Annotated in this window: 14 protein-coding genes, 1 pseudogene and 1 riboswitch; of the genes and pseudogenes, 6 read left to right on the plus strand and 9 right to left on the minus strand. The window is 34.2% G+C overall.

Features of this window, described 5'->3' with window-relative positions:
- Positions 1-139 precede the first annotated feature (139 nt).
- The 3 genes from ABTV69_RS14900 to ABTV69_RS14910 all read right to left on the minus strand — a co-directional run bounded on the left by ABTV69_RS14900 (position 140) and on the right by ABTV69_RS14910 (position 3,308).
- Positions 140-1,207 (minus strand): BamA/TamA family outer membrane protein, encoded by a 1,068-nt coding sequence (locus ABTV69_RS14900; RefSeq protein ID WP_433830072.1) that lies wholly within the window; start codon positions 1,205-1,207, stop codon positions 140-142.
- 115 nt (positions 1,208-1,322) lie between these two features.
- Positions 1,323-2,519, minus strand: coding sequence for an FAD-dependent oxidoreductase (locus tag ABTV69_RS14905; protein WP_433830074.1), 1,197 nt, complete (start codon positions 2,517-2,519; stop codon positions 1,323-1,325).
- 30 nt (positions 2,520-2,549) lie between these two features.
- A complete protein-coding gene (locus tag ABTV69_RS14910) occupies positions 2,550-3,308 on the minus strand; it encodes a helix-turn-helix domain-containing protein (RefSeq protein WP_433830076.1) in 759 nt (252 codons plus the stop codon).
- A 310-nt stretch (positions 3,309-3,618) separates the two neighbouring features.
- On the opposite strand from ABTV69_RS14910, the gene ABTV69_RS14915 reads away from it, so the two are divergent.
- Complete coding sequence (locus ABTV69_RS14915; protein ID WP_433830078.1) at positions 3,619-4,137, plus strand: hypothetical protein; 519 nt, start codon at positions 3,619-3,621, stop codon at positions 4,135-4,137.
- A gap of 391 nt (positions 4,138-4,528) precedes the next feature.
- Here ABTV69_RS14915 and ABTV69_RS14920 read toward each other — a convergent pair.
- A pseudogene (locus ABTV69_RS14920) lies at positions 4,529-4,984 on the minus strand (transposase); the annotation flags it as partial.
- 126 nt (positions 4,985-5,110) lie between these two features.
- Positions 5,111-5,488, minus strand: coding sequence for a hypothetical protein (locus ABTV69_RS14925; RefSeq protein ID WP_433830080.1), 378 nt, complete (start codon positions 5,486-5,488; stop codon positions 5,111-5,113).
- A gap of 32 nt (positions 5,489-5,520) precedes the next feature.
- Between ABTV69_RS14925 and ABTV69_RS14930 the strand changes: the two genes are divergently transcribed.
- Entirely contained in the window at positions 5,521-5,742 is a 222-nt protein-coding gene (locus ABTV69_RS14930; RefSeq protein ID WP_433830081.1) for a hypothetical protein, read from the plus strand.
- A 4-nt stretch (positions 5,743-5,746) separates the two neighbouring features.
- Here ABTV69_RS14930 and ABTV69_RS14935 read toward each other — a convergent pair whose 3' ends face one another.
- Positions 5,747-6,379: a nitroreductase family protein gene (locus tag ABTV69_RS14935; protein WP_433830083.1), complete on the minus strand. Its 633-nt coding sequence runs from the start codon at positions 6,377-6,379 to the stop codon at positions 5,747-5,749.
- A gap of 107 nt (positions 6,380-6,486) precedes the next feature.
- Between ABTV69_RS14935 and ABTV69_RS14940 the strand changes: the two genes are divergently transcribed.
- Complete coding sequence (locus tag ABTV69_RS14940; protein WP_433830085.1) at positions 6,487-6,843, plus strand: winged helix-turn-helix transcriptional regulator; 357 nt, start codon at positions 6,487-6,489, stop codon at positions 6,841-6,843.
- Positions 6,844-6,846: 3 nt separating this feature from the next.
- On the opposite strand, the gene ABTV69_RS14945 is transcribed toward ABTV69_RS14940, so the two are convergent.
- The 3 genes from ABTV69_RS14945 to ABTV69_RS14955 all read right to left on the minus strand — a co-directional run bounded on the left by ABTV69_RS14945 (position 6,847) and on the right by ABTV69_RS14955 (position 8,541).
- Positions 6,847-7,335, minus strand: a complete 489-nt coding sequence (locus ABTV69_RS14945) for a MarR family winged helix-turn-helix transcriptional regulator (RefSeq protein WP_433830087.1) — start codon at positions 7,333-7,335, stop codon at positions 6,847-6,849.
- A gap of 5 nt (positions 7,336-7,340) precedes the next feature.
- On the minus strand, positions 7,341-7,823 hold the full coding sequence (locus ABTV69_RS14950) for a GNAT family N-acetyltransferase (RefSeq protein WP_433830089.1): 483 nt from the start codon (positions 7,821-7,823) through the stop codon (positions 7,341-7,343).
- 124 nt (positions 7,824-7,947) lie between these two features.
- A complete protein-coding gene (locus ABTV69_RS14955) occupies positions 7,948-8,541 on the minus strand; it encodes a hypothetical protein (RefSeq protein WP_433830091.1) in 594 nt (197 codons plus the stop codon).
- A 279-nt stretch (positions 8,542-8,820) separates the two neighbouring features.
- Between ABTV69_RS14955 and ABTV69_RS14960 the strand changes: the two genes are divergently transcribed.
- The 3 genes from ABTV69_RS14960 to ABTV69_RS14970 all read left to right on the plus strand — a co-directional run bounded on the left by ABTV69_RS14960 (position 8,821) and on the right by ABTV69_RS14970 (position 13,252).
- Positions 8,821-9,696, plus strand: coding sequence for a YybH family protein (locus tag ABTV69_RS14960; protein WP_433830093.1), 876 nt, complete (start codon positions 8,821-8,823; stop codon positions 9,694-9,696).
- 47 nt (positions 9,697-9,743) lie between these two features.
- A riboswitch (cobalamin riboswitch) is annotated at positions 9,744-9,946 on the plus strand.
- 115 nt (positions 9,947-10,061) lie between these two features.
- Positions 10,062-12,110: a TonB-dependent receptor gene (locus ABTV69_RS14965; protein ID WP_433830095.1), complete on the plus strand. Its 2,049-nt coding sequence runs from the start codon at positions 10,062-10,064 to the stop codon at positions 12,108-12,110.
- Positions 12,107-13,252 (plus strand): YncE family protein, encoded by a 1,146-nt coding sequence (locus ABTV69_RS14970; protein WP_433830097.1) that lies wholly within the window; start codon positions 12,107-12,109, stop codon positions 13,250-13,252. Before ABTV69_RS14965 ends, ABTV69_RS14970 begins: the two co-directional genes overlap by 4 nt.
- The last annotated feature ends 3 nt before the right edge of the window (positions 13,253-13,255 follow it).

Here is a 13,255-nt window from a genome sequence, read left to right on the forward strand (position 1 = left end):
TGGGATATTCAAATTTAAAGAAAGATGGTAAAGGAATTTTTTTTTCGATGTTGCATATTATAATATGAAACAAGAAAACCTATGTTGCAACAATAAAAAAAGCTCTAAATCTATTTGATTTAGAGCTTTTTAAAATTTTCTAAAATGCTTCGCCAATTCTAAAATAGACGCCCCAATCGCCTTTACCGACTGCACCGTCTAGGCCGACGTTGAATTTTGATTTTTTGAAAGGATTGTATCGATATCCCACGCCGCCTCCAGGATACATTTTCCAATCAAAACTTGGAGTGTCAGAACCGTAAATGGTTGCAACACCAAAAAATCCTACTAAACCCATTTTTTTGGCAAAGTTGTAGCGGTATTCTCCTTGAATGTCCATTAAGCCGGAACCTCTATATCTTCCTTCAGAATAACCTCGAATGTCTGTTCCGCCAATCGTGCTTTGCTGTTCAAAAGCAACATTTCCGAGACCGAATTTGCCATAAAAACGTGCAGCAATAACATCTTTGCCTTCTCGATTTGGGATATATTTGTTGGCTTGAAAAGAAATTCGGTTAGAGGCTAAATCATTATCCATAAATTTAGGATACGTAGACCAATCCAATCTAATTTTATATCCTTTGGTTGGATAATAAACAGCATCTCTAGTATCATACAATAAATTCACAACGATTGCATTACTGTGAGAAACCGAAGAAGGAGAAATGTTGTCTTCGTATGTAGTGTCATAATGAGCAAAAGTATAAGAAAGACCTCCGTAAAACTTTCCGACAATTTTACGTTGTCCGCCCACGCTTAATACAGTAGTTTTGGTTCCGTAATCATAAAAATCGGGCTGGTCGATATCGTCAACATAAAATTGCGAATTTTGATTTCCCGTAAAAAAGAAAAGTTTCAAACGCCATTTGTCTTTATTTAAATACCATTTATTAAAAAGAGCTACAAAATAAGATTTGTTAGTGGTGTAAATGGCCGACATTCCAGACAAGGATTTTGGTGAAATGGTATCGGCTTCGTTTAATTTATACATCATCATGGGGATGGCGCCAAACATAAAATCGAGATTTCGATTATAGCTTAAATAAGGCATTACTCTCAGTTCAATTTTTTTGTCTTTTGTTTTTTTCGGAACAGAATCTGCTATTTTTTGTCCGAAAGAAGAATAAGTGAAAGCAGCAAAAAAGAGTAGGAGTAGAAAATGCCTCATGGTATAAATTTGTTTAGTGAAACTTATAGTAGGTGTATAAATACTTAGACAACGCTTTTTAGGTATTTGTAAATTTAAATAAAAAATGTAAGTAATTGAAATAAAACAATTAAGATTAAACAGACTTGCTAAATAGGGAAAGCAGTTTTTCTAAAGCATTTGAAGCATGCAGTTGTTCGCCGTTTTTTAAAGTGTTTTCTAAAGCTGCTGCAGCTCTGGCAAGCATTTGTTTCTCAAAAAAAGAAATAGCAGTTTTTAAATCGGAAGACTGATTATTGGTTAGAAAATCGGCTAATTCAACAGCATCAAGCATTGCCAGATTAGCACCTTTTCCAGCAAAAGGAGGCATTCTATGTGCAGCATCTCCAATAATAGTTAGGTTATCTTGCGTTTCCCAAGATTGATTCTGAGGGAAATAAAATTGCGGACGCGGTATAAAATGCAATTCTTTGCTCAAAAAAAGTTCGTGCCATTCAGGACTCCAGTTAGGATAGAATGCGATAAACCAATCAAAAATCTTCTGATTGTCTTTAAAATCTAAATCATTTTCTGTAATCCAGTTTTCAGGAATTTTACTGCTTAGAAGAAACATTAATGAGCCATCTCCTTTTGTGCCGTACATAATATTTTGTTCGTTTCCTATAGCAAGCACTTTTCCTCCATTTGAAAACTCAAAAAGCTTAGGAGCATTTTCTTTGGCGTTATAAATTGTACCTTCAATCATGGTAATGCCAGAATAAAGAGGTTTTTGATCGCTTAAATAAGAACGGATTTTAGAAGATGCTCCATCTGCGCCAATTACCAAATCGGCATAAGCGCTTGTCTCATTTTTAAAAAACAATCGCCAGCCTTCCTTTTCCTTTTCCATAGAAAGAAATTGGCTGTTCCAAACGATGGTTTCTGCTAAAAGGGAATTTAATAAAATGGCTCTAAGCTCAGAACGATCTATTTCTGGACGAGGTTTTGAAATATCTTGCAGTGAATCCTGATTTGCGTTTGCAATTTTTTTAGAAGCAGTTTTCTGAATAGTATGCTCATCAAATTTCAATTCAAAATTCTGATTCACAATTCGAGCCTTACTGGCATTCGGGCGAATGTTTTTGTAGAATTCGTTCAATAAATTTGCTTTTTCCATAGCAATTAAACCGGAATCTTCATGTAAATCTAAGGGAGAGCCCTGCACGCGAACTTTTGAGTTGAGGTCTCTTTCGTAAACTTTTACCTTTATATTTTGAAGCTGCAAAAGACGAGCAAGTATTAAACCGCCCATTCCGCCGCCAATAATGGCAACCTGTTTATTTTCTAGTAACATAGCTTTGTGTTTAAAATCTATGTTGCAAAATTATTGAGACGAAAGAGCTGATAATAGTATAAATCGGTCGTTTTTATTTTGAAAAAGTGTTTTGGGCAGTGAACCCGATATTTTCTTGATGTCTTTAATGAAATGCGTTTGGTCTGAAAAATTCTCCTCTGGAAAAAGCTTTCCTTTTGCAATATGTTCTAATGAAGCGCGAAAGCGAAGAATGGAACAATAGGTTTTTAACGAAAGGCCAAAGCGCTGATTAAAATAACGGTTTATTTGGCGGCTGCTCCAATTGGATTGTTCCGATAACTCTTTTACAGTCTTGTCACCGTTGCTTTCATATATAAGTCTGAATAGTTTTTGTTTCCGAGTATCGATTTTCTTTACTGCTAAAGATTCTATTTTTGAAGAAGCTTTTTGGCAAAACAATTCAAAATCTTGTAAATCATTTTCGTTAAAATCCCAAAAATCATTTGGAAGCAGTTCTCCTGAGTTTAGAATTGATGCAATGCTATCGCGAAAAACATACTCGACAGCAGGAAGTTTAAAACTAATTACAAAAGTTAGACTATTGGCGGGAATTTTTCCTTTTTCATATTGCTGCGTTCCTAAGCCTAGAAGTCTAATTTGAAATGGAGTTTCAGTAGTTTTTATTAATGAAAGATCAATTCGTCCGTCAGGAAGGCCAATTGTTTCTAATGTTTCACGGGATTTATTCTCCATGCACCAAAAACTATCCACAAAATCAGAAAGAATTTGGCCGGCTTTAATGGATTTGTATTCTAAATCGTTAATCATTTTATCAAATTTAAAGCGAAATTATACAATTTGTTAATCCTTTTTTTAAAATCAGAACAGCTTTATAAAGCTTGTAAGGAGGTTTTGAATTGTGTAAAAAAGGCAATAAAAAACTTAACATTGGGTAAGTTGTTGGTTTTTAAGTAGATAATGATGATTTTTTTTAACAATGAAAAACTTAACATTGGCGAATACCTTTTTCAATTTATCTTTGTTTATTATTTTTTGATGTTAATTTAATGATTTAATAACATTAAAAATTAGTTTAATCCAAAATAAATTTAATCAATTTCTTAAAATTAACAGAATAATGACAAAAGAAGTGCTTACTAATGAAATCGATCAGGAGGTAGAAGCTGCTCCAGTTATCTCAAGCGAAGAAAACGGACAGCAAGAAGCTTCAGTTTCAGAAACAGAATCGGCTGTAGATACTCCAGAATCTAAGCCAAAAACAAAAAGAGCTCCTAAAAAAGTAATAGAAAAAGAGGTATCAATTGTAGAAGAAACTGCAGCGACATCTCAAGAAAGTGAATTAGGAGAAGAAGCGGTATCTGAAACTACAGAAGAAACATCTGATGAAAACCAAGAAAAATCGAAATCAAAAAAGAATAAAAAGATGAAAGAAAAAGAGAAGAAAGAGAAGAAAAAAGTAGCTAAGAAAAAAGAAAAAGCGAAAGACAAGAAGAAAGCTAAAGCGAAAAAAGCAAAACTAAAAGCGCAAGCAAAAAAGAAAGCCAAAGCTAAAAAAGCAAAGGATAAAGCAAAAGCAAAAAAAATCGCTAAAAACAAAGCGAAAAGAGCTAAAGCTAAGAAAAACAAGAAGAAATAAGTTTATGATTGTGAGTTGTTAATGGTAAATGGTAAATTATACGATGACATCTAGCATTAATAATTCAGATTTGTCTAGTTGAGCGTCACGAGGTTTTTGGGGAAGCCTCGTGCAAAGTTCCTCTGTATCAATATTGTTAAAGCCACAGATTACAGGATTATTACAGATTTTAAATCATTTTAATTCCAATAATCTGTGGCTTTTTTATTTGTAAAGTTCACATCTCAAATCTCAAGATTTAGATCTTTCTTCTCGCTTCTTAAGTCTTTCCTCTTGCTTCTTTCTTCTTTCTTCTTTCTTCTTGCTTCTTTCTTCTTGCTTCTTTTGTCTTTCTTCTCGCTTCTTAAGTCTTTCCTCTTGCTTCTTTTGTCTTAATCATCTCTCAAATCTCCTCATTTTTTACTTTCTTCTGCACTGCAAGTTTGTCAATTTTCTGAAGAAACTCAGGATCAAATTCAGAATACGCTCTCAATCGGTATTTTTCGTCTCTAATTTTCATAACCAAACGGATTTTCTGCACCATCAACCAGATCGGTTCATATCTTTTATGTCCCAGCAGATATTGAATTTTAAGTATGGATATTCTTCTGTGGGAAAGCGTCATCAATTCGATGCAAATCATCCAATAACGAATCGGGAGGTTGGAGTTTTCCATTACAGTTCCAGATCTCAAACTGATCCTGCTGCCACATTTACGGCATTGAAATTTTAAATCATTCTGACGAAAAGAATGGACATTATGCCCGCATTTTCTGCATAAAAGCCCATTTTCCAAACGTTTGTTTTTAAGCTCTTCAATACAGGTTGCTTCATCAGAATATTTTTCAAAATAAGCGCGTAGTTCCATGTATGCAATTCTTTATTTGTTTTTGGAAATATAAAATATTTTAAAGAAATGAGGAACAAATTAGAAATAAAAAAAAGGAATACTCCTAGTCTGGAATATTCCTTTTTACAATGGGGCAAAATTGTGTTATAGTTTAGCTACAATTTCTTTTTTGTACTTATTAAGGATAGATTTTGTCATACCCAAATTAGCTTTTGTCGAGTCTACAGCCAGATAAATAAAGTAATCTTGATTATCAGAAACGTCGATAATGTGAATTTGAGAACTTAATGTAATCATGATATTGTCAATAACCTGACCGCCTAAGTTTAAAGCTTTAATAGCGTTCATTTTTGCTTTAACTACTTCAAGGTTATAGGCAGATGCCAATTCTGGATCAAAATCTGCAACTGCAGACTGTGAATAATATGACATGCCGCTTGCGATTTCAGCAACAGAAACGGCAATAAAACCAGGTACGTTCTTTTTTAGGTCTTCCCCAAATTGCGTTAAAAAATCAGACATACGTTTTTAGAATTTAATTAGAATGAATTGTTTTGGATAAAGCAAAATTAGGTATACAATATTATTTAATTATCCGTATTCCGTACCTATTTTTTGCAAATAATAAAAAAATAACAGAGCTCAAAAAAAATAATTTTTCTGTTTTTTTAAATCGAACTTGGTTTGGATTTGAAAATGAAATGGTTAAACGAAAAATGCTTCTGAAAAAGCGACTTTACGCAATTTCAAAAGCATTTTTCAAAAGCAAAAAATAATATTTTACTTGATTTCTGTTATAAAATCTTCTTGCGGAGTTCTTACTTTTTTCATGTTTACCAACCAGTCATTTTCATGATCTCTATATCCTAGAGGTAAAACCAAAACGCTTTTTAGTCCAAGTTCGTTCAAACCTAAAAGTTTATCTACTTCAGAAGGAATAAAACCTTCCATTGGAGTCGCATCTACTTCTTGTTCTGCAGCTGCAGCGATGGCAACACCAAACGAGATGTAAGCTTGTTTTGCTGCGTGGTGAGCGTGCCATTCTTGTCCAAGAGGCTCGTACATTCCCCAAAGTCTTTGTTTGTACTCATCCATTGCGTCAGCAGGAATTCCTCTTTCGGCAATTGTTCTGTCAAATACAGCAGAAATTCTCTCTAAGTTGTAACCGTCCCAAGCAGCCCAGACCAAAACGTGAGAAGCATCTGTAACTTGACTTTGGTCAAAACTTACTGCTTTAAGTTTTTCTTTTAAATCTTTGTTTGTAACAACAAAAATCTTGTAAGGCTGTAGTCCAGAAGATGATGGAGCTAACTTTGCTGCTTCAAGAATATAATCTACTTTTTCTTGCGGAACTGCTTGTCCGTTCATTTTTTTTGTAGCATAACGCCACTTTAGTGCATCTATTAAGGCCATATTATTTTATAAATTAAAATTGTATTCAAATGTAAACACTTTAAGTGTATTTTTGTCATCCAATTACCAAAAGTAACTGTAACATCGAGGTAACTTAACAATAAAACATGCTAAAAGAAGTAGAACACGATCCTAAAAAATGCACACAACATATTATGGCGGTACATGATGCCATGTATATTTTAAACGGAAGATGGAAAATCTCTATCATAGCCTCTCTTTGTTTTAATACCTTGCGATTTACCGATTTATTGCGTGAAGTCGAAGGGATTTCAGGAAAAATGCTGAGCAGAGAATTAAAAAACCTTGAAGAAAATCAATTAGTTACCAGAACGGTCTTAAATACACAACCCATAACTGTTGAGTATCAATTAACTGAATACGGACATTCATTAAAAGAAGTAATCGATTCTTTGGCAAAATGGGGACACAATCACAGAAAAAAGATTACAGGTAAGGAATAGGGGTTAATTTTCAGTCTCAGTTTTTAATTCTGAAGCTCTTTGGAGAAAACCTTTACGAATTAAATTTTGTTCCGTTTCTTCAATCGCTTTCAAGAGATTGTTTTGGTTATCTGTGATTTCATTTAGCGCCTTTTTCATCACCTTCCAAACCGGTTTCATTTTCACCACAAGTTCTTTTCCTTTTGCGGTTAGTACAATCAATCTTTTACGTTCGTCCAATTTATCTTTTTTAGAACTGATGAGTTTCTGTTTTTCTAATTCTTTCAATAAACTAATAGTTGACGGATGGCTATAGCCAATTTCGTTTGCAATTTCGACCACGCTCAACATTTCTTTGATGTGTAGCGTATAAATTACAGGAAACCATTTCGGTTCAAAATCTATATCAAACGACTTGTAAATTAAAGCGCCTTCTTTGCGTAATTGCTCGCTCAGGCGCTGCAATCGCGTTGATATGGCTAATATCCCAATTTCGTCAATTATATTGTTCATTTTTATTAATTTAGTTTTAAATGGCAAAAAACATTGTCAGGTCGCATTAACGGAAAATCTATTGGAAGCGTTTCTTTTGGAATCGTGACAAAATGATTTTTTTCGTAAAAACGTAAAGCCGCTTGCAAAAGCGTAACTGTTCCTAAATATAAGTCTTTAATTCCTTTTTCTTTGCTATAAGCAATTAGTTGTTCTAATAATTGCTGTGCGATTTGAAATTCTTTGCCTCTAAATTCTTTTCTCACGAACATTTTTCTAATGGCTCCAGCTTCAGAATTGAATTTTACTAAAGCAATAGTTCCAACCAATTTATCATCAATAAATGCCCCAAGAAAAATGCCGCCGGGTTTATAATAAAAGTTCTCAATGTCTAATAAATCGGGCTGATCTTCTAGTGTAACAGGAACATTAAATTCTTTTTGCTGAATGTTTAAAATCAAATCTACGATTTCATTTTCGTACTTATTTTGTATAGGCTGAATGTGCATTTTGCTATGAATTAAATATAGGTACAAAACTACGTAGTTAACTACATATATACAACAAAAAACTGCCGAGACCAGCAGTTTTAAGTGTTTTTTATGATTTTAAATGATTTCTGTTGGCAATCTTTTATTCTTTAACCAATACAATTACAGCTTTATAGCCAGTACCAACATTCCATTCGCTTGACGAAATCACCTGACCTTTATCGTCATAAACTTTAAACTCGGCAGTGTTTGGAGAAGCAAAACCTTCGTTTAAGGCTTCAATATCAATTTTGTTGATTCCTTTTTCCAAGTTTATTTTCACGCTTTTAAAATCACCATTCAAGAAAACTTCAGGTTCAATTACTTTATCATTTAAATATACTCTTACTTTATCTCCATCAACAAAAGCAGCATCACGATACATAATCGTAGAAGTAGCAGAAGTGGTGTTGATATTTCCTAAAAACTGATTTCTTCTATAAAAAATACCTTCAACATTGGCTTCTGGCTTATAAAGGTTGGTGTTTTTAAATAACTCGTCTGGATTAACCTGTAGTGGTGCAGGTTTCTCGATTGGTGCAGGCGGATTTTCTTTAGGCGCTTCTTCTTTTGGCGGAACAACTTCTTTTTTTGCAGCATTTTTTGCCGGAATAGGTTTGAATTTTTTATCAATTTCCTGAGCAAAACCGTGCAGTGAAAAAGAAACAAAGGCAATTATCACAAATATTTTTTTCATTTTTTTATAAATATTAATCTTGAAGGTTTTATGTAAAGATTAGATGCATCATAATCTTTTATATATAAACATTTTATCAAACTAATTATTGTCTTAAATGGCGTTATTTTTCTAAAAATTAACTTTCTATTTTGATCTTCTTTAACAAAAAGAAGCTTTCATTAAAGTTATTTTTGATTGCATTTTATCTTTTTTAAAACTCTGAATATCAATGTTGTATATTTGTTTTGTAATTCAAATAAATGTGGTATGATCAAGTTGGGTTTAATCTTTCTTTTTTTGACAATTAGTGTTTTTTCGCAAGAAAATAAAACAGATGCAAGCATTCGTAAACAGATTGAGAATTACAATGCTGCTTTTGCAGTTGCTTTGGTTGAAAATAATAAGAATGCAGTCTCGAAATCTTATACAGACCAATCTGTGCTTATGCCCGAACACAGCAGACAAAGAGTAGGAAAGAAGGCAATTGCAGGGTTTTATGAGCAATGGCTAACTCAGGCAAAAGTCAATTCTTATGAAAAGACCATTTTTGAGCTACAGGATTTTGGAGATTATGTTTTAGAAATCGGGAATTTTACTGAAAATCTGCACTTAAAAGACTTAAAACCGTATGTCTATTCTGGAAAATATATGGTTGTGTGGAAGAAAGCTGTTAAAAACAAAATGACAATCGCAGCAGAAATTTGGGGAGCAAATAGTTATTTTGATGATCGATTTATTCCCGAAATTGATGATTCTCACGTTGTTCCAACAAAAGGGTTTACTTCTTCAGACAAATTAATTTCAGAAGTAATAGAAAAGAATGCTTCTATCAAGAATTTGGTTCAAAATAGAATGGGAGCAGAACACGCCAAAATGTTTATGCCTGATGCCATGTATTTAACTTATTACATGCCAATTCTTTCTGGTGAAAAAGACATTACAGCTTATTTTACAGAACATGAAAAACCAGGAACGTTGAAGATTGAACAAATTTCGATTCAAACTTCTGGTGTTATTGTGGCAAAAAAAGCGATTATAGAATTTGGTTTTTATAATGTCGGTTGGCGCGATGGAACGAATCACGGAAATGTAAAAGGAAAAAGCATAAACGTTTGGAAAAGAAACGATAAAGGAGAATTAATGCTTTTTCGACAAATGGTAAATCATGATTAAAAATTAAAAAATCGACTTCTAATTTGCAGACACCATGCCTGCGTTATATATTTGCGCCTGATTTTGGTCTGTTTTTTCAATTCAGAAAAAGCAGTTAAAAGGGAATCAGGTGCAAATCCTGAACAGACCCGCTACTGTAAGTTCTATATAAGTCTTTAAACAGTACTAATGCCATTGTTCGTTGTTTCGGATGAGAAGGCCGTTTAAAGATGGAATAAGTCAGGAGACCTGCCACGATCACATAGTTTAAAACTTTCGTGGTATGAAGTTGATGACAAGATATTGACCTGCTATTTAGGATAGCGGGCCTGTTTCTATGTTTTTGCAATTAAAGCATTACGAAAAGTTTATTTAATACAATCGTGATGTGTAATTTGAAGAAAACTTTATTTTCTGTTTTTTTAGTACTAGTTCCTTTTTTGCTTCATTCTCAAGCAGTGACTGATAGTTCGCGGGTTTTAAAAGAAGTAATTTTAAAAGGAAAACCCTATCAGGAAGTGATTCCTGTGCAAAGTCTTTCGGGCGTTCTGCTCGAAAATCTGGCTGCTCATAATGTTGCCGATGCGCTTCGTTATTTTGCTGGAACTCAAATTAAAGATTATGGTGGAGTCGGCGGACTCAAAACGGTTGATGTGCGTAATATGGGAACGCATCATGTCGGTGTTTTCTACGACGGGATTCAGCTTGGAAATGCTCAAAACGGCGTAACCGATTTAGGAAAGTATTCACTTGATGACATGGAATCATTGACGATGTACAATGGTCAAAAAAGTGAAATTTTTCAATCGGCTAAAGATTTTGCTGCTGCTTCTACCATTTACTTACGAACCAAGCGCCCTGCTTTTTCAGGCAATAAGAAAACAAATCTTCTGGTTCGTTACAAAACGATGTCTATCAATTATCATGATCCTTCTTTTAGATGGGAACAAAAACTCGGCGACAAAGTAAGCATGAGTGTAAGTTCGGAATACATTAAATCTAACGGAGAGTATAAATTTCGCTATAAAAGAAAAAATCAAGACGGAAGTATTGCTTATGATACCACGGCAACGCGGTGGAACAGCGATATTGAAGCTTTTCGATTTGAGTCGGGTCTTTTTGGTAAAGTAAATAAAGGAACGTGGGATGCTAAAGTGTATTATTTTGATTCTGAAAGAGGCGCTCCAGGAGCAATTGTAGAAAACAAGTTTCGAGATGGCTACCGTCAATTCGACAAGAATTTTTTTACTCAGGCTTCATTAATAAAAGATGTTTCTGAAAAGTATAAATTTCAAGTTAAAGGAAAATTTGCTTACGATTACACGCATTATATTGCGAGAGACACTACCAACGTTTTAGGCGAAACGGTTACAGAAGGTGCACAATCTGACGACAGTTATTTTCAGCAAGAAGCGTATTTCTCCGCTGTTAATATGTACAGCATTTCACCAGCTTGGGATGTTTCGCTGTCAACCGATTTTCAATACAATAAATTAAACGCGACAAGAAGAGGAATTCAAACGCAATTTTCTTTTCCTCAGCGTTATACCGCATTGGTTTCTCTCGCCACTTCTTACCGATATGAAGGTTTTAAAGTTTTAGGAAATGTACTCGCAACCCGCGTGATCGAAGAGGTAAAGTACAATGCCAAAGCGCCCAATAAAACCGAATTTACTCCTGCTATATTTTTAGGTTATACACCATTTAAGCAATACGATTTCAATTTAAGAGCTTTTGCTAAGCGAATTTTCAGAATGCCAACTTTCAACGATTTGTATTATACAATGGTTGGTTCGAGTACGTTGAGGCCAGAATACATGAATCAGTACGATATTGGTTTTACTTATAATTTCCCCGTAAGGGAAAGCTTTTTTGATCGACTTTCTTTTCAGGCAGATGTATATTATACCAATACAAAAGATAAAATTGTTGCCGCTCCAACAGGAAATTTATTTCGCTGGATGATGACGAATATTGGGCAAGTAAAAGGAAAAGGAATCGAAACGGTTCTGAATATGGCAACGCATATTGAGAAAGTAAACCTTACCGCAAATTTGACTTATACGTATTCTCAAAGTCAGGATTTTACCAAATTTTCAGGTTTAGAAATGTCGTCTTACGGAGACCAGATTCCGTACACACCTTGGCATAGCGGATCTGGAATTTTGAATGCGGGTTATCAGTCTTGGAACTTTAATTACAGCTTCATTTATGTCGGAAAACGCTACAACGGAAATGTCAATAATAGTAAAGTGAATGAAGTGCAGCCTTGGTACACACACGATTTGGCAGTTCAAAAATCTTTCGCTTTCAAAAATTACAAATTGAATGGAGCAATTGAAATGAATAATGCATTCAATCAGCAATATGAAGTGATTTACAACTATCCGATGCCGGGAAGAACATTCAAATTTATAATCAGTTTTGAGTTATGAAAAAGAGCATTTTACAAATACTATTCGGTTTAAGCATTGCGCTTTCGTTGGTTTCCTGCCGAGAAGACGAAACGATTTTTATTTCTTCAGATGTGAATGTTGCAGCGCCGAGAACCGATGGAAAGATAGAAGGTTTTTATCTTCTGAACGAAGGTAATATGGGAATGAATCGAGCGAGTTTGGATGTCTTCAATTACAGAACAGGAAATTACACGACCGATGTTTACTCGGAACGAAATCCTTCAGTAGTAAAAGAATTGGGAGATGTTGGAAACGATATTAAAATCTATGGAAATAAAGTGTATGCCGTAATTAATGTTTCTAACAAAGTGGAAGTTTTAGAAAAATGGACCGCAAAACGAATCAAAAAAATAGACATTCCCAACTGCCGTTATGTGACTTTCTATAAAGACAAAGCTTATGTGAGTTCGTATTCTGGTCCTGTTGCTATAAATCCCAATGCGGAGATTGGTTTTGTTGCTGAGATTGATACAACTTCATTAGAAATAAAAAGAAAAGTAACTGTTGGTTATCAGCCAGAACAAATGGTGGTGCATAACGGAAAATTATATGTAGCGAATTCTGGCGGTTATAGAGTTCCTAATTACGACAGAACCGTTTCTGTAATTGATTTGGAAACGTTCACAGAAATCAAAAAAATCGATGTCGGAATCAATTTGTATAGTATGGAAATTGACAGCCGCGGTGATATTTATGTGAGTTCACGAGGGGATTATTACAACACGCCATCCAATCTTTTTGTAATTGATAGTAAAACAGACGAGAAAAAAACACAATTGGATATTCCAGTTTTAGGAATGTGTCTGGTAGATGATCTTCTTTACTATTACAGTGTTTCATGGAGTTATCTCACCAACAGCAACCAGATTACGTACGGAATTCTCGATACGAAAACTAAAAAGATTATTAGCGATAAAATTATTACCGACGGAACAGATAAACAAATCATGATTCCGTATGGACTTCAAGTAAATCCAGAAACTAAAGAAATCTACATCACTGATGCACAGAATTATGTGGTAACGGGCTATATCTATTGTTTTACGCCTGAAGGAAAATTAAAATGGAAAACTACTGCGGGAAATATTCCCGCGCACATTGCTTTTATAACCAAAAACTAAAGA

Source organism: Flavobacterium anhuiense, from assembly GCF_050990855.1.
GTDB classification, from domain to species: domain Bacteria; phylum Bacteroidota; class Bacteroidia; order Flavobacteriales; family Flavobacteriaceae; genus Flavobacterium; species Flavobacterium anhuiense_C.